19 protein-coding genes, 1 pseudogene and 2 riboswitches are annotated in these 23,707 nt (G+C 69.7%); of the genes and pseudogenes, 6 read left to right on the forward strand and 14 right to left on the reverse strand.

What is annotated here, in order from left to right; translation table 11 throughout:
* The first annotated feature begins 112 nt into the window (after nt 1-112).
* From BN971_RS03825 to BN971_RS03845, 5 genes are all read left to right on the forward strand, one after another.
* Nucleotides 113-1,480, forward strand: coding sequence for a hemolysin family protein (locus BN971_RS03825; protein WP_085182397.1), 1,368 nt, complete (start codon nt 113-115; stop codon nt 1,478-1,480).
* Nucleotides 1,480-2,523, forward strand: a complete 1,044-nt coding sequence (locus BN971_RS03830) for a hemolysin family protein (protein WP_085182396.1) — start codon at nt 1,480-1,482, stop codon at nt 2,521-2,523. Before BN971_RS03825 ends, BN971_RS03830 begins: the two co-directional genes overlap by 1 nt.
* A gap of 192 nt (nt 2,524-2,715) precedes the next feature.
* Nucleotides 2,716-4,926, forward strand: a complete 2,211-nt coding sequence (locus BN971_RS03835; protein ID WP_085182395.1) for a malate synthase G — start codon at nt 2,716-2,718, stop codon at nt 4,924-4,926.
* Nucleotides 4,927-4,975: 49 nt separating this feature from the next.
* Nucleotides 4,976-6,802, forward strand: a complete 1,827-nt coding sequence (locus BN971_RS03840; RefSeq protein ID WP_090349807.1) for a substrate-binding domain-containing protein — start codon at nt 4,976-4,978, stop codon at nt 6,800-6,802.
* A gap of 108 nt (nt 6,803-6,910) precedes the next feature.
* Nucleotides 6,911-7,771, forward strand: coding sequence for a haloalkane dehalogenase (locus tag BN971_RS03845; protein ID WP_085182393.1), 861 nt, complete (start codon nt 6,911-6,913; stop codon nt 7,769-7,771).
* A 13-nt stretch (nt 7,772-7,784) separates the two neighbouring features.
* Here BN971_RS03845 and BN971_RS03850 read toward each other — a convergent pair whose 3' ends face one another.
* The 14 genes and pseudogenes from BN971_RS03850 to BN971_RS03915 all read right to left on the reverse strand — a co-directional run.
* Nucleotides 7,785-9,053, reverse strand: a complete 1,269-nt coding sequence (locus BN971_RS03850; RefSeq protein WP_090349809.1) for an HNH endonuclease — start codon at nt 9,051-9,053, stop codon at nt 7,785-7,787.
* A 39-nt stretch (nt 9,054-9,092) separates the two neighbouring features.
* Complete coding sequence (locus BN971_RS03855; protein WP_085182391.1) at nt 9,093-9,473, reverse strand: hypothetical protein; 381 nt, start codon at nt 9,471-9,473, stop codon at nt 9,093-9,095.
* 35 nt (nt 9,474-9,508) lie between these two features.
* Nucleotides 9,509-12,334, reverse strand: coding sequence for an aminomethyl-transferring glycine dehydrogenase (gene gcvP / locus BN971_RS03860; RefSeq protein WP_085182454.1), 2,826 nt, complete (start codon nt 12,332-12,334; stop codon nt 9,509-9,511).
* Between the two features lie 60 nt (nt 12,335-12,394).
* A riboswitch (glycine riboswitch) is annotated at nt 12,395-12,510 on the reverse strand.
* Nucleotides 12,511-12,608: riboswitch (glycine riboswitch) on the reverse strand.
* 42 nt (nt 12,609-12,650) lie between these two features.
* On the reverse strand, nt 12,651-13,280 hold the full coding sequence (locus BN971_RS03865; RefSeq protein WP_085182390.1) for a MerR family transcriptional regulator: 630 nt from the start codon (nt 13,278-13,280) through the stop codon (nt 12,651-12,653).
* Nucleotides 13,281-13,551: 271 nt separating this feature from the next.
* Nucleotides 13,552-14,046: a bifunctional nuclease family protein gene (locus BN971_RS03870; protein WP_085182389.1), complete on the reverse strand. Its 495-nt coding sequence runs from the start codon at nt 14,044-14,046 to the stop codon at nt 13,552-13,554.
* An 86-nt stretch (nt 14,047-14,132) separates the two neighbouring features.
* Nucleotides 14,133-14,882 (reverse strand): transcriptional regulator FtsR, encoded by a 750-nt coding sequence (gene ftsR, locus BN971_RS03875; protein ID WP_085182388.1) that lies wholly within the window; start codon nt 14,880-14,882, stop codon nt 14,133-14,135.
* Complete coding sequence (garA, locus tag BN971_RS03880; protein WP_276011377.1) at nt 14,882-15,346, reverse strand: glycogen accumulation regulator GarA; 465 nt, start codon at nt 15,344-15,346, stop codon at nt 14,882-14,884. Before garA ends, ftsR begins: the two co-directional genes overlap by 1 nt.
* Before the next feature lie 291 nt (nt 15,347-15,637).
* Nucleotides 15,638-16,036, reverse strand: coding sequence for a glycine cleavage system protein GcvH (gcvH, locus tag BN971_RS03885; RefSeq protein WP_085182386.1), 399 nt, complete (start codon nt 16,034-16,036; stop codon nt 15,638-15,640).
* Nucleotides 16,037-16,062: 26 nt separating this feature from the next.
* Nucleotides 16,063-16,899, reverse strand: coding sequence for a DUF881 domain-containing protein (locus BN971_RS03890; RefSeq protein WP_085182453.1), 837 nt, complete (start codon nt 16,897-16,899; stop codon nt 16,063-16,065).
* A 41-nt stretch (nt 16,900-16,940) separates the two neighbouring features.
* Nucleotides 16,941-17,273: a small basic family protein gene (locus BN971_RS03895; RefSeq protein ID WP_085182385.1), complete on the reverse strand. Its 333-nt coding sequence runs from the start codon at nt 17,271-17,273 to the stop codon at nt 16,941-16,943.
* Nucleotides 17,274-17,292: 19 nt separating this feature from the next.
* Nucleotides 17,293-18,126 (reverse strand): DUF881 domain-containing protein, encoded by an 834-nt coding sequence (locus BN971_RS03900; RefSeq protein WP_090349811.1) that lies wholly within the window; start codon nt 18,124-18,126, stop codon nt 17,293-17,295.
* Complete coding sequence (locus tag BN971_RS03905) at nt 18,119-18,748, reverse strand: CDP-alcohol phosphatidyltransferase family protein (protein WP_085182383.1); 630 nt, start codon at nt 18,746-18,748, stop codon at nt 18,119-18,121. The genes BN971_RS03900 and BN971_RS03905 overlap by 8 nt, the downstream gene beginning before the upstream one ends.
* 70 nt (nt 18,749-18,818) lie before the next feature.
* Complete coding sequence (gene secA2, locus BN971_RS03910; protein WP_085182382.1) at nt 18,819-21,143, reverse strand: accessory Sec system translocase SecA2; 2,325 nt, start codon at nt 21,141-21,143, stop codon at nt 18,819-18,821.
* A 111-nt stretch (nt 21,144-21,254) separates the two neighbouring features.
* Nucleotides 21,255-21,692 (reverse strand): annotated as a pseudogene (locus tag BN971_RS03915) (thiamine pyrophosphate-binding protein); the annotation flags it as partial.
* A 71-nt stretch (nt 21,693-21,763) separates the two neighbouring features.
* Here BN971_RS03915 and bacA point away from each other — a divergent pair.
* Nucleotides 21,764-23,683, forward strand: a complete 1,920-nt coding sequence (bacA, locus tag BN971_RS03920) for a vitamin B12 ABC transporter pemease/ATP-binding protein BacA (protein WP_085182380.1) — start codon at nt 21,764-21,766, stop codon at nt 23,681-23,683.
* Nucleotides 23,684-23,707: the final 24 nt, after the last annotated feature.

The raw sequence follows: 23,707 nt of genomic DNA on the forward strand, positions 1-23,707 counted from the left end.
CAACCGTTGCGGGTCCCCGGCCCGGCGTTGGCTAGCATGTGAATTCACGCGCAGCACAGCGCTGCGCGGCATCGATGGAAAGGGATGACGTGCCGCAGGCGCGGGACCCGTCATGAACGTGACCGCCACCCTCGCCAGCGTCCTGGCCATCGCGCTGCTCATCGTGGGCAACGCCGTCTTCGTGGCCGCCGAGTTCTCGCTGACGACGCTGGACAGCAGCATCGTGGAGGCCAACGCGCGCGGGGGCGGGCGCCGCGACCGCCTGATCAGGCACGCCCAGCAGCGGCTGTCGTTCGAGTTGTCCGGCGCCCAATTGGGGATATCGGCGACGACGTTGGCGGCCGGCTACCTGACCGATCCGATGGTGGCCGACCTGCCGCATCCGTGGTTCGACGCGCTCGGCATCCCCGACCGGGTGGCCGACGGCATCATGGCGTTGCTGGCCGTGGTGATCGTGACCTCGGTGTCGATGGTGTTCGGCGAGCTGGTCCCGAAATACCTTGCGGTGGCGCGTCCCATGTCGACCGCCCGGGCGGTGGTCGGCCCCCAGTCGCTGTTCTCGCTGCTGTTCACCCCGGCCATCCGCCTGACGAACGGCGCGGCGAACTGGATCGTCCGCAAGCTGGGCGTCGAACCGGCCGAGGAGCTGCGCTCGGCGCGGTCGCCGCAGGAGCTGTTGTCGCTGGTGCGGTTCTCGGCGCGCAGCGGCGCGCTGGACGCGGCCACCGCCGCGCTGGTGCGGCGATCCCTGCAGTTCGGCGACCGGACGGCCGAGGAGCTGATGACGCCGCGCTCGAAGATCGTCGCGCTGCAGACCGACGACACCGTCGCCGACCTGGTCGACGCGGCCGCCGAATCCGGGTTCTCCCGCTTCCCCGTCGTCGACGGCGACCTCGACGAGACCATCGGGATCGTGCACGTCAAGCAAGTGTTCGCGATTCCGCGCGCCGACCGCCCGCGCACCCAGCTGACGACGATCGCGCAGCCCGTTCCCGTCGTCCCCTCCACCCTGGACGGCGACGCGGTGATGGCCGAGATCCGGGCCAACGCCCTGCAAACCGCCATGGTCGTCGACGAATACGGCGGCACCGCGGGCATGGTGACCGTCGAGGACCTCATCGAGGAGATCGTTGGCGACGTCCGCGACGAACATGACGACGCCACGCCCGACGTGCTGCCCGCCGGCGAGGGCTGGCGGGTCTCGGGCCTGCTGCGCATCGACGAGGTGGCCACGGCCATCGGTTACCGGGCCCCCGAGGGGCCGTACGAGACGATCGGGGGGCTGGCGCTGCGGGAAATCGGGCACATCCCCTCGCCCGGCGAGGTGGTGGAGCTGCCGGCGCTGAACCCCGACGGCCTGCTGGACACCTCCCTGCGCTGGCAGGCCCGCGTGGTCCGGATGGACGGGCGCCGGATCGACCTGCTCGAACTCACCGAACTCGACGGTGCGGGCGAGCACGCCGGGGAGCGGGACCACTGATGGGCAACGCCCTCGGCATGCTGCTGGCCCTGGCGCTGATCGGCGTCAACGCCTTCTTCGTCGGGGCCGAGTTCTCGCTCATCTCGGCTCGGCGCGACCGGCTCGAGGCGCTGGCCGAGCAGGGCAAAGCCGGGGCCGTGACCGTGATCCGGGCCGGGGAGCAACTCCCATCGATGCTGGCGGGCTCCCAACTGGGCGTCACGGTCGCCTCGCTGCTGCTCGGGCGGATCGGCGAGGCGGCGGTCGCCGACGTGCTGCGCACCGCCCTCGGCCTGACCGGCATCCCCCCGGCGCTGCTGCACACGCTGTCGTTCGCGATCGCGCTGGCGATCGTGGTGACGCTGCACGTGCTGCTGGGCGAGATGGTCCCCAAGAACATCGCCCTGGCCGGCCCGGAGCGGACGGCGATGCTGCTGGTCCCGCCCTACCTGGTCTGCGTGCGGGCGGCCCGCCCGTTCATCGTCTTCTACAACAAGTGCGCCAACCTGGTGCTGCGCGCGATGGGCGTCGAACCCAAGGACGAGCTCGACATCACCGTCTCGCACGCGGAGCTCAGCCAGATGATCGCCGAATCCACCTCCGAGGGCCTGCTCGATCCGGAGGAGCACAGCAGGCTGACGCGGGCGCTGCAGCTGCGCACGCGCGTCGTCGGCGACGTGGCGGTCCCGCTGGCCGACGTGGTCGCGATCCCGGTGGCCGCGGCCGGCTCCGGCCCGCGGGTGGGTGCGGTCGAGGAGGCCCTGGCCCGCACCGGCTACTCCCGGTTCCCCGTGACGGGCACCGACGGCGCGTTCGTCGGCTACCTGCACATCAAGGATGTGCTGACGCTCGTGGACGAGCCGCAGACCGTCATCGACCTGGCCGTGGTGCGCCCGCTGCCGCGGCTGCCCAGGTCGCTGCCGCTCGCCGACGCCCTGTCCCGGATGCGCCGCAGCAACAGCCATTTGGCGCTGGTGACCGACGGCGGCAGCGGCGTCGTGGCGATGGTGGCCATGGAGGACCTGGTGGAGGACCTCGTCGGCGCCTTCCGCGAGGCCTCCTGACCCGGCCCGTATCATCGCCAACGGCTTCCGGTCAAGAAAGGGCAGGGAAGCGCCACGGGCGCGGTTACGCGGTCTGACCAGCCCCTGTTTGTCTGGCCGGATGACGATTGCGACGGGACCGGTCGGTAGGCTGACCACGATGCCCGTGACGGGGCCGATGAGTTGCTACTCGGCCCATTATGGAGGAGAGAAATGACTGATCGCGTGTCGGTGGGGAACTTGCGGGTCGCCCGAGTGCTCTACGACTTCGTGAACAACGAGGCCCTGCCCGGCACCGACATCGACCCCGACAGCTTCTGGGCCGGCGTCGACAAGGTGGTCGCGGACCTCACCCCGCAGAACGAGGATTTGCTGGCCCGCCGCGACGAGCTGCAGGCCCAGATCGACAAGTGGCACCGCCAGCGCGTCATCCAGCCGCTGGACATCGGGGAGTATCGCGAGTTCCTCACCCAGATCGGGTACCTGCTGCCCGCGCCCGACGACTTCACCATCACCACCTCCGGAGTCGACGACGAGATCACGACGACCGCCGGCCCGCAGCTGGTGGTGCCCGTCCTCAACGCCCGGTTCGCGCTGAACGCGGCAAACGCCCGCTGGGGCTCGCTTTATGACGCGCTGTACGGCACCGACGTGATCCCGGAGGACGACGGCGCCGAGAAGGGGTCGAGCTACAACAAGGTCCGCGGCGACAAGGTGATCGCCTACGCCCGCACGTTCCTCGACGAGGCCGTGCCGCTGGAGGCCGGGTCGTGGGCCGACGCGACGGGCCTGAGCATCGAGGACGGCCAACTGCGGATCGCGCTCGGCTCCGAAACCGGGTCAGAGTCCACCGGCCTGGCCGGCCCCGAGAAGTTCGTCGGTTACAGCGGGGACCTCGGCTCGCCCAGCTGGTCGGTGCTGCTGGTCAATCACGGCCTGCACATCGAGATCCAGATCGACCCGGGATCGCCGGTCGGGAGCACCGACCGCGCCGGCATCAAGGACGTGATCCTGGAGTCGGCGGTGACCACGATCATGGACTTCGAGGACTCGGTGGCCGCCGTCGACGCCGACGACAAGGTGCTCGGCTACCGCAACTGGCTCGGCCTGAACCGGGGTGACCTGTCGGAGTCGGTCGACAAGGACGGCAAGACGTTCACCCGGGTGCTGAACCAGGACCGCACCTACACCACCCCGGACGGCGGCGAGCTGACCCTGCCGGGTCGCAGCCTGATGTTCGTCCGCAACGTCGGTCACCTGATGACGAACGACGCGATCGTCGTCGGCGAGGGCGACCAGGAACGGGAGATCTTCGAAGGCATCATGGACGCGTTGTTCACCGGGGTGACCGCCATCCACGGGCTCAAGACCGGTGACGCCAACGGCCCGCTGACCAACAGCCGCACCGGATCCATCTACATCGTCAAGCCCAAGATGCACGGGCCCGACGAGGTGGCCTTCACCTGCGAGCTGTTCAGCCGCGTCGAGGACGTTCTCGGACTGCCGCAGGGCACGATGAAGGTCGGCATCATGGACGAGGAGCGCCGCACCACGCTCAACCTCAAGGCGTGCATCAAGGCGGCCGCCGACCGCGTCGTCTTCATCAACACCGGCTTCCTGGACCGCACCGGCGACGAGATCCACACGTCGATGGAGGCGGGTCCGATGATCCGCAAGGGCGCGATGAAGAACACCGCGTGGATCAAGGCCTACGAGGACGCCAACGTCGACACCGGCCTGGCCGCCGGCTTCAAGGGCAAGGCCCAGATCGGCAAGGGCATGTGGGCCATGACCGAACTGATGGCCGACATGGTCGAGCAGAAGATCGGCCAGCCGAAGGCCGGCGCCACGACCGCGTGGGTGCCGTCGCCCACCGCGGCCACCCTCCACGCCATGCACTACCACTACGTCGACGTGGGCGCGGTCCAGGAGGAACTGCAGGGCAAGACCCGCACGACCATCGAGGAGCTGCTCACCATCCCGCTGGCCAAGGAGCTGGCCTGGGCGCCGGAGGAGATCCGCGAGGAGGTCGACAACAACTGCCAGTCCATCCTCGGCTACGTGGTGCGCTGGATCGACCAGGGCGTCGGCTGCTCGAAGGTGCCCGACATCCACAACGTCGCGCTGATGGAGGACCGCGCGACCCTGCGCATCTCCAGCCAGCTGCTGGCCAACTGGTTGCGCCACGGTGTCATCACCGCCGAGGACGTGCGCGCCAGCCTCGAGCGGATGGCCCCGATCGTTGACGAGCAGAACGCGGGCGACCGGGGCTACCGTCCGATGGCGCCCAACTTCGACGACAGCATCGCGTTCCTGGCCGCCCAGGACCTGATCCTGTCCGGAACCCAGCAGCCGAACGGCTACACCGAACCGATCCTGCATCGGCGCCGGCGCGAGCTGAAGGCGCGTGCCGCGGGGGCCTGAATCGGTAGTGCGTCAAAGATGAGTCGACTGAAAGGCGGCGGGCACCACTATGGGTAGGCACAGCATGCCCGACCCTGACGACCCCGTCGACGAAACCACTCCCGACACCGCCGAACCGACCCAACCCGAGGAGTCGTCCGACTACCCGGAGTTCCCCCCGCGACAGCCGGCCAGCTCGGAGCCTGCGCAGCCTTCGCCGTCGCTGTTCGGGCGGGCCGGCCACCGGGGGCTCGGCGACTGGCGGGGCGGTCACCGCAGCGAGGGCGGGCGCCGCGGCGTGAGCATCGGCGTGATCGTGGCCCTGGTCGCCGTCGTCGTGGTGGTGGGCACCGTGATCCTGTGGAGCTTCTTCGGCGACGCGCTGTCCAACCGGTCCCACCAGGCGGCCGGACGGTGCGTGGGCGGCAAGGAGTCCGTCGCGGTCATCGCCGACCCGTCCATCGCCGACGCCGTGCAGCAGCTGGCGGAAGGCTTCAACGCGACGGAGGGCCCCGTCGGCGACCACTGCATGGTGGTCGGCGTCAAGCCTTCCGGAGCCGACGCCGTGCTGGGCGGATTCGTCGGCAAGTGGCCCGCCGAGCTGGGCGCGCAGCCCGCGCTGTGGGTTCCGGGCAGTTCGATTTCGGCGGCGCGGCTTTCGGCGGCCGCTCAGCCCGGGGGGCAGAAGCTCATCACCGACAGCCGCTCGCTGGTGACGTCGCCGGTCGTGCTCGCGGTGCGGCCGGAGCTCTCGCAGGCCCTGGGCAACCAGAGCTGGGCCGCGCTGCCCGGCCTGCAGACAAACCCCAACGGATTGGCCGCGGTGAACCTGCCGGCCTGGGGATCGTTGCGGCTGGCGCTGCCCATGGGCGGCAACGGCGACGCCTCGTTCCTGGCCGGCGAGGCGATGAACGCGCTGCTGAAGCCCGGCGATCGGGCCGGCGCGCCGGTGCACGCGGTGGTCACCACCGAGCAGCAGCTGTACCAGCGCGGGCAGTCGCTACCGGATGCCAAGGGCGCGTTGGGTTTCTGGTTGCCGCCCGGGCCGGTGCCGGTGGCCGACTACCCCACCGTCCTGCTCAGCGGGTCGTGGCTGACGCCCGAGCAGACCTCGGCCGCCAGCGAATTCGCCCGCTTCCTGCGCAAGCCCGAGCAGCTCGCCAAGCTGGCCAAGGCCGGTTTCCGGGTGAACGGGGTCAAGCCGCCGAGCAGCCCGGTCACCAGCTTCCCGGCGCTGCCCGACACGCTGTCGGTGGGCGACGACGGCATGCGCGCGACGCTGGCCGAAGCCATGGCCGCCCCGGCGAGCGGGATGGCCGCGACGATCATGCTCGACCAGTCGATGCCCGGGGACGAAGGCGGTAAGACTCGGCTGGCCAACGTGATTGCGGCGCTCCAGGACAAGATCAAGGCGCTGCCGCCGACCGCCATCCTGGGTCTGTGGACCTTCGACGGTCACGAGGGCCGCTCGGAGGTGGCGAGCGGGCCGCTGTCCGACCCCGTCAGTCCTGGCAGTGGACAGCCGCGGGCGGCCGCGCTCAGCGCCGCGCTGGACAAGCAGTACTCGTCGGCCGGCGGCGCGGTGTCGTTCACCACGCTGCGCATGTTGTACCAGGACGTGCAGGCTAAATATGTTGCGGGGCAGGCTAATTCGATCCTGGTGATCACCTCGGGGCCGCACACCGACCAGAGCCTGGACGGGCCCGGGCTGCAGGACTTCATCCGCAAGAGCGCCGACCCGGCCAAGCCGATCGCCGTCAACGTCATCGACATCGGCAACGACCCGGACCGGGCGACCTGGCAGGCCGTGGCGCAACTCAGCGGCGGCGGCTACCAGAACCTGGCCACCTCGGCGTCCCCCGACCTCGCCGCGGCGATCAACAACTATCTGAGCTGACCGGCCTCACTCCCGCAGGGTGCGTCCGTCGGCGTCCGGGCGCGCTGCGCCTCGATCGCCTCGAGGCCGCGACGCGGATAGCATCGGCACCGGTAGCGAAGGAGCGCAATGAGCATCAACTTCACCCCCGATCCGCGGCTGTACCCGTTCGAGTCGCGCTGGTTCGACAGCTCGCAGGGACGCATCCACTACATCGACGAGGGCGAGGGTCCGCCGCTGCTGCTGTGCCACGGCAACCCGACCTGGAGCTTCCTGTACCGCAACATCGTCACCGCGCTGCGCGACCGTTTCCGTTGCATCGCACCGGATTACCTCGGGTTCGGCCTGTCGGACCGGCCTTCGGGATTCGGCTACAAAATCGACCAACACGCGCGGGTGGTCGGCGAGTTCGTCGATCACCTCGGTCTCGACGGCTACCTCACCATGGGCCAGGACTGGGGCGGGCCCATCAGCATGGCGGTCGCGGTGCAGCGGGCCGACCGGGTGCTGGGCGTCGTGTTGGGCAACACCTGGTTCTGGCCGACGGACACGCTGAGCACAAAGCTGTTCAGTTGGGTGATGTCCAGTCCCCCAATGCAATACGCGATCCTGCACCGCAACTTCTTCGTCGAACGACTGATCCCGGCCGGGACCCGGGCCCGGCCCACCGCCGAGGTCATGGAGCACTACCGGGCCGTGCAGCCGGACCCGGAGTCGCGCAGGGGCGTGGCCGAGATGCCGAAACAGATCATGGCCGCCCATGCCCTGCTCGCGCGGCTGGCCGAGGAAGTGCCGGCCAAGCTCGGCGCCAAACCGGCGCTGTTCGTCTGGGGCATGAAGGACTTCGCGTTCCGGCCCGGCCCCACGCTGCCCAGGATGCGCGCGGCCTTTCCCGACCATGTGCTCGTCGAATTGCCCGACGCCAAGCACTTCATCCAGGAGGATGCGCCCGACGAGATCGCCCGTGCCATAGCCGCGCGCTTCGGGTGACCCGCTTGATTCCCTAGGCTGCGTGCCTGGCCAGTTCGACGCCGACCCGGATTTCGAGCTGGCTGACGGTGATCGTCGGTGCGCGCGGCGGGGCCGTCGACCGGTAGCTGGCCCCCGTCGGTGTGGTGAATACCGCGGTGTGCGTGTGGTCCTCGCCGACGCTGGTGTTCACCCGCCAACCCGGCGCCTCTTTGGCGTAGTTGCAGCTTTCGCACGAACCGAGCCCGTTGGCCGCGGTGGTGCGCCCGCCGCCGGCCCAGGGCTGCGCGTGATCGCGGTGCCGGATCGGCGCGTCGCAGTACGGGGTGCGGCACCGCCCGTCGCGCAGATCGATGAAGGCCGCCAGGCCGCGCGGAAATATGCGCGCGCGGGACTCCATGGCCACCAGCGCCCCACCGCGGGGGTGGGCGTAGAGCCGGCGCAGCGTTGCGCGCGAGCGTGGGTCGTCGGCGGCGCGCGAGACCATCGAGCGCGCGACCGCGGCCGGGACGGGCCCGTAGCCGGCGATATCCGCCGGCGTGTTGTCGCCGCCCAGCAGTGTCTCGTCGGTCATCACCAGGTTGATGGAGATCGGGATGGGGATCGCCGCGTCACGCCCGGTGATGCGCTCGACGAGGGTGTCGGCCATCACCTGCCCGCGGGCCCGTCCGTCGCAGCAGGTGTCGGCGGCGCGCTTGAGTGCCGCGTACGCCGCGACACCCTGCGCCACGGGCAGCAAGGCGGTCAGGTAGGTCATCGTGTCCGGGGCCGGCCGGATCGTTACCGAGCGTTCGTTCTCGGCCTTCGCCGCACGATCGACCACGGCGTGCGGGTCCAATCGATACGCGATCGCCTTCGCGGAAGCGGCGATTCGGGCGTCGCCCTTTCCTTCGAGCGTCGCCGGATCGGCGCACATTTCGGCATCGAGCGTGCGGCGGTCTTCGACGTCCAGGCACGCGCTCTCGCGCACGATCAGCGTGGCCCGCCATTCGGAGAGCACCCCGGATTCGAGGGCGGCCAGCGTGTGCGGCATCTCGCGCACCAGGGCCTTGGCGAACCCGAGGTGCCGGCTGCCGCGTGCCGGGGAATCTCGTCGCGCCAGCGCGACCTCGCTGGCCACGCCGCGGCCGCGCCGTGCGGCCGGTATTCCCGCGGCCGCCTCCGCCGCCCGCCGCGCCGCATCCAGGGCGGCCCGGGCCTGGCCGGCCGCCGCGGCAGACTTGACCCGTTCCAACACCGCGATGCGCTGCACCAGCGCGGCCTCATCGGCCGTCGGGTCCACCACGGCCAAAGTCTCGAACATACGTGCGATGGTAACCGGGCCCACCGACACGGCGCCGCGTCAGCGGCTTGGCGGGGCCGGCGCCCGCACGATCAGGCCGTGTGACCAGCCGGCGACCACGACGAGAACGCCCGCGGCGATCAGCCGGGCATCGCGTCGCCACGCGCCCACCGTCATGACGACGTCGCCGACCAGGCGCACCGCCTGCGCGCTCGGGGGCATGTGCTCCAGCACGTACTTGCCGCGTCGGGTCGAGCGAAGCCGCGTGTTGTCCGCGCGCAGCAGGAACGCCGAGGCCACGGCCGGGATGAGGAAGTGAACGGCGAGACCCGGGGTGCGACGTCCCGTCCAGATCAACGGCAGCGAAACGACTTCCGCGCCCACGTCGGCGGCCAGCTTCGCCCAGCGGATCTGGTGTAGGACAAGGTCTTCGTCGTTCATTGGATGCCGCTCTCCGGTTTTCGACCCGCCCGGAACTACGCGAACGCTTCCACCGGCGGGCAGGAGCAGACCAGATGCCGGTCGCCGTAGGCGCCGTCGATGCGGCGCACCGGCGGCCACACCTTGGGCCGGAAGCTCTTGCCGAGCGGATAGGCGGCCTCTTCGCGGGTGTACGGGTGATCCCAGTCGGACACCAGCAGGCACTCGGCGGTGTGCGGCGCTCCCCGCAGTGGATTGTCGTCGACGGGCCACTCCCCGGACCCGACGCGGTCGATCTCGCGGCGGATCGAGATCATCGCCTCGCAGAAGGCGTCGACCTCGGTCAGGGTCTCACTTTCGGTCGGCTCGACCATCAGGGTCCCGGCCACCGGGAAGCTCATCGTCGGCGCGTGAAAACCGTAGTCCGCCAATCGCTTTGCGACATCGTCGACGGTCACACCGGTAGCCTTGGTGATGCCGCGCAGATCCAGGATGCACTCGTGGGCGACCATGCCGTTCTCGCCCGTGTAGAGCACCGGGAAGTACTCGTCGAGGCGCCGGGCGATGTAGTTGGCCGAGGCGATCGCGGTCAGCGACGCCGCCCGCAGGCCCTCGGCCCCCATCATCCGGATGTAGGCCCAGCTGATCGGCAGGATCGAGGCCGACCCGTACGCCGCCGACGAAACCGGGTGTCCGTGCGGCAATTCCGGGGCGAACGGGTGCCCCGGCAAGAACGGCGCCAGGTGCGAGCGCACCGCCACCGGCCCGACGCCCGGTCCCCCGCCGCCGTGCGGAATGCAGAACGTCTTGTGCAGGTTCAAGTGGCTCACGTCGCCGCCGAACTTGCCCGGGCGGGCAAGGCCCACAAGGGCGTTGAGGTTGGCGCCGTCGACGTACACCTGGCCGCCGGCGTCGTGCACGGCCGCGCAGATGTCGGCGATGTCGTGCTCGTAGACGCCGTGCGTGGAGGGGTAGGTGATCATCAACGCCGAGAGCCGGTCGCCGTGTTCGACGACCTTGGCGCGCAGGTCGTCCAGGTCGACGTCGCCGTTGTCGTGGCAGGCCACCACGACCACCCGCATGCCGGCCAGCGCCGCCGACGCCGCGTTGGTGCCGTGCGCGCTGGACGGGATCAGGCAGATGTCGCGGTGCGGTTCGCCTCGGTCGGCGTGGTAGTCGTGGATCGCCAACAGCCCGGCGTACTCGCCCTGTGAGCCGGCGTTGGGTTGCAGCGAGACGGCGTCGTACCCGGTAATGTCCACCAGCCAGGTCTCCAGGTCCTCGATGAGCCGGCGGAGTCCCGGGGTGTCGGACGCCGGCCCGAACGGATGCTGACGAGCGAACTCCGGCCAGGTGATCGGTTCCATCTCGGCGGCCGCGTTGAGCTTCATCGTGCACGAGCCCAGCGGAATCATGCTGCGGTCCAACGCAATATCCTTGTCCGCCAGCGTGCGCAGGTAACGCATCATCGCGGTCTCGGTGCGGTACTGGGTGAAGGCGGGGTGGGTGAGGAACTCCGAGGTGCGGTTCACGATGCCGGCGCAGACCGGCTCGACGGCCGCGACGCCGAACGCCCGGAGAACGATCGCCACGTGCTCGTCGGTCGTCGTCTCGTCACAGGCGACCGACACATGATCGGCGTCGACGCGCCACAGGTTGACGCCGTTCGCCTTCGCCGCGGCCAGCACCTCGTCGGCGCGGCCCGGCACGCGCGCCAGCACGGTGTCGAAGTACGCGTCGTGCACCAGAGCCGATCCCAGCGCCGAAGCGATCGCCTCGGCATGCGAGTGCACTCGGCGGGCGATCTCGGTCAGCCCCTCGGCGCCGTGGTAGCTGGCATACATGGCCGCCATCACCGCCAGCAGCACTTGCGCGGTGCAGATGTTGCTCGTCGCCTTGTCGCGGCGGATGTGCTGCTCGCGCGTCTGCAGGGCCAACCGGTAGGCCGGCGAGCCGTCGGCGTCCATCGACACCCCGACCAGGCGGCCCGGCAGCTGGCGGGCATGCTTGGCATGCACAGCCAGGTAGCCGGCATGTGGGCCGCCGAATCCCATTGGCACGCCGAATCTTTGGGTGGTTCCGAAGGCGACGTCGGCGCCGATCTCGCCGGGCGGCGTGATCAGGGTCAGGGCCAGCAGGTCGGCGCCCACGGCGACCAGCGCGCCCCTGTCGTGGGCCTGGGACACCAGGGCCGCCCAGTCGGTGATCCGCCCGCTGGCCCCGGGCAACTGCGCGATGACGCCGAAGAACTCGCCGTCCGGCAGGCCGTCGCGCAGGTCGGCGCTGACGATCTCGATGCCCAACGGTTGCGCCCGGGTCGCCAGCACGGCCGCGGTCTGGGCGAACACGTCGACGTCCACGGCGAGGCGGTTCGACGCGCCCCGGGCCGCGCGGTGCAGCAGGGTCATGGCCTCGGCGGCCGCGGTGCCCTCGTCGAGCATGGACGCGTTGGCGACCTCGAGCCCGGTGAGGTCGCAGACCATCGTCTGGAAGTTCAGCAGCGCCTCCAGCCGGCCCTGGCTGATCTCCGGCTGGTACGGGGTGTAGGCGGTGTACCAGGCCGGGTTCTCCAGGATGTTGCGCAACAGCACGGGCGGGGTGAACGTGTCGTAGTAGCCCTGCCCGATCATCGACACGGCGACGGTGTTGGCGTCGGCCAGCGCCCGCAGCTCGGCCAGCGCCTCGGCCTCGGTGGCGGCCGGGGGCAGTCGGTCGAGGCCCGGCGCGGCGCCGGTTTCGGTGAGCCGGTCGAGGATCGCCTGCGGGACGGCCTTGGCCGCCAGCTCGTCGAGGGTGTCCACGCCGACGACGGCGAGCATGGCCGCGACGGCACGGTTGTCGGGTCCGATGTGGCGGGCGGCGAAAGAGGATTGGTCGGGCACGGGCGGCACTCCTGGCGGGCAAAGGGGCGACTAGGACGGACGAGAACACAGCACTAGCGGCCCTCTCCCTCTGTCTTCACCCGTGCGCCGGGTGCCTGAGAGATTCGGCGCCGGAGAAGTGTCCGAACGCCTTTCCCCATCGGCGGGTGTGTCACCACCGCTTTCCAGAGGCGTCGTTAACTCGTGCGGTCCGGGTGCCTGAGAGGTTGACGGAGAGGTGTTGCTCCTTCGGCGCCCGTAGCTGGTGGCCACGGGACTCTCCCGCTCGAGTGCGACGCGTTGTCCAGTTTAGCGCCGGGGGCGCGTGGCGGCGCAGTCAGCCGATCTTGCGGTCGCGGTGTTTCCGCCGCGACGCGAGCTCGTCCTCCGGGGCCGCGATGGACTCGCCGCCGTCGGCGCGCTCGCCGGGGAAGTCGGCGATCACGCCGGTCAGCTCCCGCATGGCGCCGGACACGGCGATGCCGAACACGCCCTGCCCGCCCTGCAGCAGGTCGACGACCTCTTCGGCCGAGGTGCACTCGTAGACCGTGGTGCCGTCGGAGAACAGCGTGATGTTGGCCAGGTCCTGCACGCCGCGCTGACGCAGGTGGTCGACGGCCACCCGGATGTTGTGCAGCGAGATGCCGGTGTCGAGCAGCCGCTTGACGATCTTGAGCACCAGGATGTCCTTGAACGAATACAGCCGTTGGCTGCCGGATCCGGCCGCGCTGCGGATCGAGGGGACCACCAACGACGTCCGGGCCCAGTAGTCGAGCTGGCGGTAGGTGATGCCGGCGATCTGGCAGGCGCTGGGCCCGCGGTAGCCGACGAGCTCGTCGGGAACGGAATCGTCGGGAAACAGCCCGGGCTGCACGGGGGCGCTCGTCGCGGTGACCGCGGATTCGCTGCCCGCGGCGTTCGCCGGGTCAGCAAGATCCAGTTGCTCTTGACGTGGCTGGTCGCTCACGGTGGTTCCTCTCGCCGATCGCGCTCTCGTTACTAGCTGCGTCCTGGCTGCCGCGCAGCCACGTTTGCTCAGGCCCGAGTGCTGAAGAGCTTACGCTGTTCGGTAGCTGCCGCGCCTTGTGTGGTGCTCAAATTATGGCCGCCGCCGGGCGCAGTGGGCGCGCTATCCGCCAGGCGTGTCGACATCGGGGCGCCAGTTGAGACGGATCCGTGATGTCGTCGACGGGCGCAGTGGCCGCGGCGAAATGGGCCGCGACCAGCATCGACACGGTTCAGGTCGCCTTGAAATCGTCCGGGGAGACGCTGTCGAGGAATTCCTTGAATTTCTCCACCTCGTCCTCGCGCACGGCGGTGCCGCCCTCCTCGTCGCTCTCATCGGGGATCAACAGGCCGGCCTGGGCGAGCACGGCCTCCTCGACGTAGATCGGGACGCCGACCCGCAGCGCGATGGCCACCGAGTCCGACGGCCGGGCCGACACGGTGATGTTGCGATCGAAGATGAGGTCCGCGTAGAAGGTGCCCTCCTGCAGGTCCACGATGCGCACTTCTTTGAGCGAATGGCCAAGCGCCGCAATGATATCCCTGATCAAGTCGTGGGTCAGCGGGCGAGGTGGCTCGACGCCCTGCTGTTCGAGCGCGATCGCGGCGGCCTCCGACTGACCGATCCAGATCGGCAGGTATCGGTCCCCGTTCGCCTCGCGCAGCAACAACACCGGTTGGTTTTGCGGCTGCTCGACGCGAATGCCGACAACACGAACTTCACCCATCTGTGTCCGCCCTCCGCAATTGCTGCCGTGTCCGACGCGCACTCGGCCCGACGACGAAACCGAGCCCGTCGAACGAAGTCTAGTCCTCAGCGATGGAGTACGTCGCGAACGGCGGATTTGACCAACGACGTGTGCAACGTGATCGCGAGCGCGGCCACCTCACGCACCAGGTCGTCGGCGCGGTCGCGGGCCCCGGCCTTGCCGGCTTTGACTACCGGCCCGGCGATTTGGGCGATCAGGTCGGACTGTCGGTCGGCCGCCGAGCGGAAGGCGCGCAGGTGGCGCGGCTCCACGCCGTAGTCCGACAGCGCCCGGGCGCACTGCAGGATCACGACGGCCTGCTCGTCGAAGAAGCCGCCCGGGCCGGTGGTGATCACCCCGGCCTTGAGCAGCGCCGTCAGCAGATCGGCGTCGACGCCCGAGCGCTCCAGCACGTCCTCACGGCTCAGCCGGACATGGGCCGAGGCCGGCGCCGCCGCCTCGGCGGCCTCCGGGCCCGCCGGCGCGGACGTTCCCGGCACCGAGACCAATCGCGGTACGCCGTAAGGCGATCCGAACGGGGGCAGTTCACCGTCAGGCTGGGCGTCCAACTGCGCCCTGATCACCTTCAGGGGCAGGTAATGGTCGCGCTGCGCGGTGAGGATGAACCGCAACCGCGCGCAGTCGTACGCGGTGAACCTGCGATAGCCCGACGCGGCGCGCTGCGGCGTCACCAGTCCCTCGGCCTCCAGGAACCGGATCTTGGAGATGGTGACATCGGGGAAATCGGGCCTCAGCAGCTCCAGGACCGCCCCGATCGACATCCCTGCCAGCGGCGGGCTATCCGGTGCGGTCACTAGCCCGAAGATCCTCCGTCGTCGTCGCCCTGCTTGGGTCCGGTCAGAAAGACCAGGCGGAACTTGCCGATCTGCACCTCGTCGCCGTTGGCGAGGACGGCCGAGTCCACCGGTTCGCGGTTGACGTAGGTGCCGTTCAGGCTACCGACGTCGACGACATGGAATTCGTTGCTCTCCAAGCGGAATTCGGCATGACGGCGGCTGACGGTGACGTCGTCGAGGAAGATGTCGCTGTCGGGATGCCGGCCCGCGGACGTGACGGGCTGATCCAGCAGGAAGCGCGACCCCGCGTTCGGTCCCCGCTTGACGACCAGCAACGCCGAGCCCGCCGGCAGCCCCTCGACGCCGGACACCGCGCTCTCGGCCCCCGCCTGCGCGGGAGCGTCCAGTTCGTTGAGGAAGTCGGCTCTGAAGACCGACGTCGTCTCAACGGTGACTTCGTCGGAAGTCTGGTCGTTATCCATGTCCGTCACGCGCTGCTCCTCACTGGCCGCTGTGGCGTTGTCTGACCGGGCCGCTCGGCCGGCTGATTCCTCACTGAGTTCTCGTCGCCCGGTATGGCCGATCCCTGACTGCCTGCCGCTCTCCTGTGTGTCGACCGTACCGCGCACTGGTGGGCAATGTCCCCACCACGCAGGGATCGAAAGCCCGATTGCCCGACTTCCCCCAGGCGTGGCCCGGAACCCCCTGCTGACCCCGCGGGCCCGCGGCGCTGTTCGTGTTGCCGCGCGGGCTGGCAGGGACACTAGCAACCGTCATTCGGTCAACGTTCCGCGGTATGCCTCTGCGTCGTGCAGCGACGCGATGGCCGCCTGCAAGTCGGCGGGGTCGCCGACCTTGACGTCGAGCAGCCAGCCGGCCCCGTACGGGTCCGAATTGACCAGTTGGGGGCTGCCTTCCAGCTCCCCGTTCACCGCGACCACCGTGCCCGAGACCGGGGCGTAGAGGTCGGACACCGATTTCGTGGACTCCACCTCACCGAACGACTCCCCGGCGGTCAGTTGGGTGCCCACGTCGGGCAGCTGCACGAAGACGACATCGCCGAGGGCCGACTGCGCAAAGTCGGTGATTCCCACCCGGGCGACGTCATCACCGCTGCGGCGAACCCACTCGTGCTCGGCGGTGTAGTACAGGTCGGACGGGATATCGCTCACGAGTAGTCCTGTTCTGGTCGGCTTGCTCACTTGACGGGCTGAGCGTATTGGTGCGGTTTTGGTTGCCGCAAGGTGGTCACATCCACGCGGTTCGCCTGCTGCACGGACATCCGCGCGCCGACGCGCTTGACGCTGTCCTCCGCGCCGCCGGGAATGTTCATGGCGGCGGCCAGGGTCGGTGGATCGCCAATGGCCAGAATCGAATACGGGGGCGCCAGCGTCCTGGTGTCGACGATCAGCGAGCCCGGGGTGCCGAGCACCCAGGTGTCGACGCCCACCCGCACGGACTGGTGGGGGTCGTTGATCTCGATCGCCTCGGCGCCGGCGGCGCGCAATTCGTTGATCACGTCGAGCATCGCCTCGGGCGAAACGCCCGGGCCCGGGTCCTCGATCGTGACGGTGACGCCGGGCCCGGTGGCGCCGACGGAGCCGGCCAGGACCGAGAGGGCGGCCAGCCGCGCCTGCGCGGCCTGGATGGCGGCCTGGTCGCTATTGCCGGACGCCTGAAGCGAATTCAGCGTGTTCTGCAGCTCGCTGACTTCGGTGTTGAGCGTCGCCTCGCGCTGGCGCAACGAATCGAGCAGCACCAACAGGTCGGCGGGGCGGGCGGTGTCCAGCGAGTCCCCCGTCCGGGTCTGGCGGACCTGGGTGGCGATGCCGACCCCGAGGGCCAGGCAGAGCAGGATCGCCAGCACGCCGAAGGTCAGGCGGGAGCGGCCGCCCTGGGCCAGCGCCGACAGGCGGTTGCGGCGCCCGATCTCCGGGCCTTTCGCCGGCAACTCGTGGCGGCCGCGCTGGACGGCCGCGTTGTGCTCCGGGCTGTCGTTTTCCCGGCCCGCGCGGTCCGGCGGATCCTGGCTCATCTCGCTCGTGTCGCCCATGTCGGTCATGTCCCCGCCCGTCGTCATGCCCCGAACAGCCGCCGCCGCAGCGCGGCGGCGTTGCCGAAGATGCGGATGCCCAGCACGACGATGATGGCCGTCGACAACTGCGTGCCGACACCGAGCTGGTCGCCGACGTAGACGATCAGGGCGGCCACCAGGACGTTGAACACGAACGAGACCACGAACACCTTCGGGTCGAAGATCCGTTCGAGGTAGGCGCGCAGCCCGCCGAAGACGGCGTCGAGCGCGGCCACCACCGCGATCGGCAGATACGGCTGGACCGCCTCGGGAACCGCCGGGTGAAAGATCAGGCCCAGCACGATCCCGATCACCAGCGCCGCAATGCCGATCATGGTCGGCCCTCCCTGTGTGTCATTGCGGCCCAATCGGTTTGGCGAATTTCAGCTCGCGGACCGATCCGGCCGGCAGCGAGAGGCCGTCGCTGACGTTCACGGTCACGCCGACACCGTAGGACACCTCCAGCAGCCGCAGGCGCTGCAAGCCGGCGCTGCGGTCGAACGCGTCCCGCATCGCGTTCGGCGGGCCGACCGCCAAGATGGCGTACGGGCTGCCCGTCGGGGTGTTGTCGACCAGGATCGCGCCGCCGGCCTGGCGGATTGTCACGTCGGGGCCGATGCGGACCCCGCCGACGGAGACGGCCTCGGCGCCGCTGGCCCACAACGAGTTGACGACCAGCTGCAGGTCGCGGTCGAGGATGATCTGGCGGCTGCCGTTGACCCGCTGCTTGGAGACGTCGGACAGGTTCGGTCCGGCACCGGGGTCGGTCACGGTCACCGTCAGGCCCGGGCCGATGATCGGCCTGCTGGCCGCGGCCAGGCTGAGCGCGTCGAGGCGGCCCAGCAGCCGCTGGCCCTCGGCGTCGTCGGTCAGCGCCAGGCGCTGCACCTCGTCGACGCGGGTGGCCAGCGCCCCGCGGCGCTGGGCGAGCCCGGTGGCGGCGGCCTCGGTCGAGCGCACGTTTCGCACCAGCAGCTGCTGCGCGGTGCGCACCCCGGGGGCCACCGAGCGGGCCTGGGCGACGGCGGCCCGTTTGGCGGCTGCGGCCGCATAGCCGGGATCGAGGTGCTCGGACAACAGCGCGCGCAGCAACGAGGGCACCGGGATCAGGGTCGGGCGGGACGCCACGTGGGCGCTGCGTCCGGCGTTGGGGTCGTAGCCCCCGAGCAGACGGTCCCGGTCAGCCATGATCGCTCGCCTGACCCGTGACCGGTTGGCGCCCATGCTCTTTCGTCCTGGGCATCCGGCGCAACACCAGCGTCATCTGCACCGCGTACAGCACGAACGCCCACAAGTAGGCATACAAACCCCATCCCAGGAAGGCCCAGCCGCAGGCCCCCACCACCCGGCTCCACAACGCGTTCCAGGTTCCCAGCAGCACCAGCGGGAAGCCGGACATCAACGCGAACGTCGCGGCCTTGCCGATGTAGGTGACCGGCAGGGCGGACAGGCCGCGACTCCTCAGCAGCGGCAGCGTCGCGGCCAGCAGACCGTCGCGGGCCAGCAGCACGATGACGAACCACCACGGCACGATGCCGTCGAGCGCCAGCACCACCGGAACGGTGACCATGTAGAGCCGGTCGACGGCGGGGTCGAGCAGCACTCCGAGGCGCGAGGATTGGTCGAGCAGCCGGGCGATCTTGCCGTCGGCCCAGTCGGAGGCGCCGCTGAACATCAGGATCGCCACGGCCCAGCCGTTGGCGTGCGCGACCAGCAGGACGTAGATGAAGACGGGGATGAGCAGCAGGCGGATGGCGCTCAGCGCGTTGGGCACCGTCAGCACCCGATCGGGCGGAAGCACGGGCTCCATGAGCCGTGACCTTAACGCGCCCGGGCGCCGAACGTGCGGCTGGACGCACGCTCGGCGTTCGAAAGCGTTCCTACCGGAACACCCCGGGCAGGCTCAGGGTGGACAGCGTGTCGTCGGACAGCGGGTTGTCGTTGACCATGTAGGTCCACGTCGACGTCGGCCGCGCCAGCTTGGACAAGTCGAGGCCCTGCTCCTCCTCGAGCACGTTCGCGGTTTCGAACGTCTGCTGCGCCGCCTCGATCGCGTCGGCGGCCAGCGACGCGAACGCGTCGACGGCCAGCCGGTGGAACTCGTCCAGCGGGTTCTGCCGGCCCAGCGCCCGCAGGTGGATGCTCTCTCGGATGTCGGCCAGGTAGGCCAGGTGGTCGGCCCAGCCGCGGTCGAGGTGGTAGAGCATGATCAGCCGGCAGATCTTCTCCAGCTGTTGTTCGGAGAGGTCCCCGGAGAGTTCCTTGTACCGCTTGGGCGCCAGCTGCGCCAGTTCCTCGCGCGCGGTTGCGGTGCGCAGCAACGTGTTACGCCGATCGACGATGATGGCGCGCTGCTGGGCGATCAACTGGTTGTACCGCCAGGTGTTGGCGTGCACGTCGAGCATCCGGCCCTCGGCCACTCTTTGCGCGTGATCGAGCATGCCGGCCGCCTTGGGGCTGGTGATGCGGCCGTCCTCGTCGGTCTCCATGGGCAACTTGTTGCGGTCGAGGTTGGCCGCGACGACGTCGTCTTCCCAACTGGAGAAGAACACCGACGAGCCCGGGTCGCCCTGGCGTCCGGCGCGCCCGCGCAGCTGGTTGTCGAGCCGCTCGGTGTGATGGCGGCCGGTGCCGACGACGTGCAGCCCGCCCAGTTCCGCGACGCGGTCGTGGTCGGCTTCGTCGGACCCGCCCAGCCGGATGTCGGTGCCGCGCCCGGCCATCTGGGTGGAGACGGTGACCGTGCCGTACTCGCCGGCGTCGGCGATCACCTTGGCCTCCTCGGCGTCGTTCTTCGCGTTGAGCACGACGGCCGGGACGCCGCGGCGCAGCAGCCGCTCGTGCAGGTCCTCGGATTCGGCGACGTCGCGGGTGCCGACGAGCACCGGCTGTCCGGTCTCATGCACCTCGGCGATGTGCGCGACGATGGCGTCGTTCTTGGCCGCCGCGGTGATGTAGACCCGGTCGGACTCGTCCTCGCGGATGTTGGGCTTGTTCGAGGGAATCGGCGACACCCCGAGGTTGTAGAACTGGCGCAGCTGCTCGCCGGCGGCCAGGGCGGTGCCGGTCATGCCGCACACCGTCGCGTAGCGGTTGATCAGCGCCTGCACCGTGATGGTGTCGAGCACCTCCCCCGTTTCGGTGGTCTCGATGCCCTCCTTGGCCTCGACCGCCGCCTGCAGGCCGTCGGGCCAGCGCTGCAGCTGCGCGATGCGCCCCCGCGAGGAGTTGATCAGGTGCACCGCGTCGTCCCGCACGATGTAGTGCACGTCGCGCTGCAGCAGCACGTGGGCGTGCAGCGCGACGTTGACCTCGGTCAGGGTGGTGCCGACGTGCTCTTCGGAGTACAAATCGATGCCGCCGAGCGCCTTTTCGACCTTGCGCGCCCCGCTCTCGGTGAGGTGGACGTTGCGGCTGTCGGAGTCGGTGTCGTAGTCGGCGCCCTCCTCCAGCTCGCCCACCAGCTTGATGATCTCCAACCGGGGCGTCTCGCGGTGGCTGGTGCCCGCCAGCACCAGGGGCACCAGGGCCTCGTCGACCAGGACCGAGTCGGCCTCGTCGATGAGGGCGACGTCGGGGTTGGGCGACACGAGGTCGTCGACGTCGGTCACCAGCTGGTCGCGCAGCACGTCGAAGCCGATCTCGTTGACAGACGCGTAGGTGACGTCGCAGCCGTAGGCCGTCCTGCGCTCCTCGCTGGTGGACTCCGCGGTGATCCAGCCGACGGTCAGGCCCATGGCCTTCAGCAGCGGGCTCATCCATTCCGCGTCGCGGCGGGCGAGGTAGTCGTTGATGGTCACCACGTGCACGTGGCGCCCGGCCAGGGCGTATCCGGCCGCGGCGATCGCACCCGAGAGCGTCTTGCCCTCACCGGTGGCCATCTCGATCACGTCGCCGGCCAGCATGCGCAGCGCCCCGAGCAGCTGAACGTCGAACGGGCGCAACCCGGTCGACCGCTCGGCCGCCTCCCGCGCGATGGCCAGGAATTGCGGGATGTCTTCCGAGTCGGCGAGATCGCCGAGCTTGAGCAGCCCGGTGGCCTTGCGCAGCTGCTCGTCGCTGAGGCCGGCGGCCTCCTCGTTGTAGTCCGAGGAGGCGGTCACGTCCGCCAGGGATCGGCTGCGGTTCTTCTCCGTGCTGGCCCCCAGCAACCGCCAGAAGCGGCTGCTCAGGCGGCCGGGTTGGGTGCGGGTGGTCTTGGACACAGGTCAACGGTACGCGACCCGCCCGACGGCGAGAGCGCGTGCGGATCACGCCAAATTGGAGCGGCGCGGGTAGGCGACGTTCGGGTCGGTGAGCACGTTGACGACCGCGGGCAGGCCGCTGGCGAAGGCGCGCTCGAGCGCGGGCCGCAGCTGGGCCAGCGGGGCCACGAACGGCACGTGGTCGATCTCCTGCAGCGAGCCCATGCCCCACCGCCCAGCCGGCGCGCGGCCGCCGAGCACCACCAGCGGCGACTGGTTCTGCTGCGCGGCCGCCATCGCGCTCATCCCGTTGGTGACACCGGGACCTGCGGTGAGTGCGGCCACGCCGGGCACCCGCGTCACCTTCGACCAGCCCTCCGCGGCGAAAGCGGCGGTCTGCTCGTGGCGGGGGTCGGTCAGCCGGATGCCCTCGTCGCGGCACCCGTCGTAGAGGGAGAACAGGTGGCCGCCCGACAACGTGAAGAGCGTGTCGACACCGCTGGCCGCCAGGCGTCGTGCGATGAGCCTGCCGGCGTGCAATGTTTCGGTGGAGACGGCGTCGGTGCTCATAGGCGCAGCCTATCGGCCACCGTCGGGTACCTTCGCCGGAGGATTCCCCGTTGCTTAAGGAGACATCGACCATGGGCCCGAAGCCATTCAAGCCATCGATCGACTGGTCGGCGGCACCGATGGATTCCCTGCGGTGGGTCGGCATCGCCTGGTTGATCAGCGCAGTCTGTCTTGTCGGCGTCCTGCTGGTGTTCAGGTATGCCACGCCCTGGGGGCGGCAGTTCTGGCGCATCACCCGTGGCTACTTCGTCGGGGCGCAGAGCGTCCGGGTGTGGCTGATGCTGGGCGTCCTTTTGCTGTCGGTGCTGCTGTCGGTGCGCCTGACCGTGTTGCTCAGCTACCAGGGCAACGACCTCTACACGGCGGTCCAGAAGGCGGTGCAGGGAATCGCCGCCGACGACGCGAACGTCAAACAGTCTGGCGTGCATGGCTTCTGGATGTCGATCCTGATCTTCAGCGTGCTGGCGGTCCTGTACGTCATCCGGTTCATGGTCGACATCTACCTGACGCAGCGCTTCATCATCGCCTGGCGCATCTGGCTGACCGCCAACCTGACCGACGACTGGCTGGACGGCAGGGCCTACTACCGAGACCTGTTCATCGACAACACCATCGACAACCCCGACCAGCGCATCCAGCAGGACATCGACATCTTCACCGCCAACGCCGGCGGCACCCCGAACATCCCGTCCAACGGGACGGGCAGCACCCTGCTGTTCGGGGCCGTCAACGCCGTGGCGTCGGTCATCTCGTTCGCGGCGATCCTGTGGGAGTTGTCCGGAAGCCTCAACGTCGGGGGCATCGAGGTGCCGCGCGCGATGTTCCTCACCGTTCTGGTCTATGTCTTGGTGGCCACGGTGGTCGCAATCTGGTTGGGCCATCCCCTGATTGCGCTGAGCTTCAACAACGAAAAGCTCAACGCCGCATTCCGCTACGCCCTGGTCCGATTGCGGGACGCCGCCGAGGCCGTGGGGTTCTACCGCGGCGAGCGCGTCGAGCGGGCGCAGCTGTGGCGGCGCTTCACCCCGATCATCGACAACTACCGCAAGTTCGTCCGGCGAACCATCATCTTCAACGGCTGGAACTGGTCGGTGTCGCAGGCGATCGTCCCGCTGCCGTGGGTGATTCAGGCGCCGCGGCTGTTCGCCGGCCGGATCGACTTCGGCGACGTCGGCCAGAGCGCGACGGCGTTCGGCAACATCCAGGATTCGCTGTCGTTCTTCCGCAACAACTACGACGCGTTCGCGGCCTTCCGGGCGGCGATCATCCGGCTGTACGGGCTGGTCGACGCCAACGCCCGGGGCCGCGCGCTGCCGACCATGCTGGTCAAGCCGAGCGAGGCGGCGACCGTCGAGCTCCGCGACGTCGAGGTGCGCACACCCGCGGGCGACCGGCTGATCGACCCGCTGTACGTGCAGTTGGACGACGGCGACTCGCTGGTGATCACCGGGCGCTCGGGAGCCGGCAAGACGACGCTGCTGCGCAGCCTGGCCGAGTTGTGGCCGTACGCATCGGGAACGCTGTGCCGACCCGATGGCGACAACGCGACGATGTTCCTGTCGCAGTTGCCCTACGTTCCGCTGGGCAGCCTGCGCACGGTGGTGTGCTACCCCAACTCGCCGGACGGCGTCTCCGACGACGAACTGCGCGACGTGCTCGCCAAGGTGTCGCTGGCGCCGTTGATCAATCGGCTTGACGAGGAACAGGATTGGGCCCGGGTGCTTTCCCCCGGAGAGCAGCAGCGCGTCGCGTTTGCCCGCATCCTGCTCACCAAGCCGAAGGCCGTTTTCCTCGACGAGGCCACCTCGGCGCTCGACGAGGGGCTGGAGTACGCGCTCTACCAATTGCTGCGCAGCGAGCTGCCCGAGTGCGTCGTGGTCAGCGTCAGTCACCGGCCCACGGTCGAACAGCATCACGAGCAGCAACTGCAGCTGCTCGGCGGCGGACCCTGGCGGCTTGGACCGGTCGAGCACGAGCCTGCGCCGGTCTGACGCGCGCAATCGGTGCGCGCTCCG

It is taken from the genome of Mycobacterium bohemicum DSM 44277 (genome assembly GCF_001053185.1).
Classification (GTDB): domain Bacteria; phylum Actinomycetota; class Actinomycetes; order Mycobacteriales; family Mycobacteriaceae; genus Mycobacterium; species Mycobacterium bohemicum.

Bases quoted from the DNA above. Each gene is read 5' to 3' on its own strand.
- BN971_RS03890 (WP_085182453.1), bottom strand. From the start codon at position 16,899: ATGAGCCAGGATCCGCCGGACCGCGCGGGCCGGGAAAACGACAGCCCG.
- BN971_RS03850 (WP_090349809.1), bottom strand. From the start codon at position 9,053: ATGTTCGAGACTTTGGCCGTGGTGGACCCGACGGCCGATGAGGCCGCG.
- garA (WP_276011377.1), bottom strand. From the start codon at position 15,346: ATGGATAACGACCAGACTTCCGACGAAGTCACCGTTGAGACGACGTCG.
- BN971_RS03845 (WP_085182393.1), top strand. From the start codon at position 6,911: ATGAGCATCAACTTCACCCCCGATCCGCGGCTGTACCCGTTCGAGTCG.
- BN971_RS03835 (WP_085182395.1), top strand. From the start codon at position 2,716: ATGACTGATCGCGTGTCGGTGGGGAACTTGCGGGTCGCCCGAGTGCTC.
- BN971_RS03870 (WP_085182389.1), bottom strand. From the start codon at position 14,046: ATGGGTGAAGTTCGTGTTGTCGGCATTCGCGTCGAGCAGCCGCAAAAC.
- BN971_RS03895 (WP_085182385.1), bottom strand. From the start codon at position 17,273: ATGATCGGCATTGCGGCGCTGGTGATCGGGATCGTGCTGGGCCTGATC.
- BN971_RS03905 (WP_085182383.1), bottom strand. From the start codon at position 18,748: ATGGAGCCCGTGCTTCCGCCCGATCGGGTGCTGACGGTGCCCAACGCG.
- BN971_RS03840 (WP_090349807.1), top strand. From the start codon at position 4,976: ATGGGTAGGCACAGCATGCCCGACCCTGACGACCCCGTCGACGAAACC.
- BN971_RS03855 (WP_085182391.1), bottom strand. From the start codon at position 9,473: ATGAACGACGAAGACCTTGTCCTACACCAGATCCGCTGGGCGAAGCTG.
- BN971_RS03830 (WP_085182396.1), top strand. From the start codon at position 1,480: ATGGGCAACGCCCTCGGCATGCTGCTGGCCCTGGCGCTGATCGGCGTC.
- BN971_RS03825 (WP_085182397.1), top strand. From the start codon at position 113: ATGAACGTGACCGCCACCCTCGCCAGCGTCCTGGCCATCGCGCTGCTC.
- bacA (WP_085182380.1), top strand. From the start codon at position 21,764: ATGGGCCCGAAGCCATTCAAGCCATCGATCGACTGGTCGGCGGCACCG.
- BN971_RS03900 (WP_090349811.1), bottom strand. From the start codon at position 18,126: ATGGCTGACCGGGACCGTCTGCTCGGGGGCTACGACCCCAACGCCGGA.